This is a genomic window from Alkalihalophilus lindianensis, from assembly GCF_032843265.1.
In the GTDB taxonomy this organism is placed as follows: domain Bacteria; phylum Bacillota; class Bacilli; order Bacillales; family Bacillaceae_D; genus Alkalihalophilus; species Alkalihalophilus lindianensis.
In genome coordinates this window covers 1-278 of the sequence record NZ_JAWJBA010000230.1, presented here as the reverse complement: position 1 = coordinate 278, position 278 = coordinate 1, and the positions used below count along the sequence as shown (strand labels likewise).

Sequence of the window (278 nt, the reverse complement as noted above, 5' to 3'; positions counted from 1 at the left end):
ATCGCGAGCCGCATGAACGGCAAGACCGCCACCACCATCGGCATCTACCAGCAGCCCGGCGCGAACGCCGTGGACACCGCCAAGGCGGTGCGGGCCCGCATGGAGGAACTCAAGAAGCAGTTTCCCAGCGGCCTCGATTACAAGGTGACGCTCGACACCAGTCTCTTCACCCTGAACTCCATCGACAAGGTGGTGCACACCTTCTTCGAGGCCGTGGTTCTCGTGATCCTGGTGGTGTTCCTGTTCCTGCAGTCGCTGCGGGCCACGCTCATCCCGAT

At 62.6% G+C, this 278-nt stretch carries 1 protein-coding gene; it reads left to right on the top strand.

What is annotated here, in order from left to right:
- Window positions 1-278 (top strand): efflux RND transporter permease subunit (locus RYX56_RS22065; protein WP_317124076.1); only part of this gene is annotated, 278 nt, incomplete at both ends.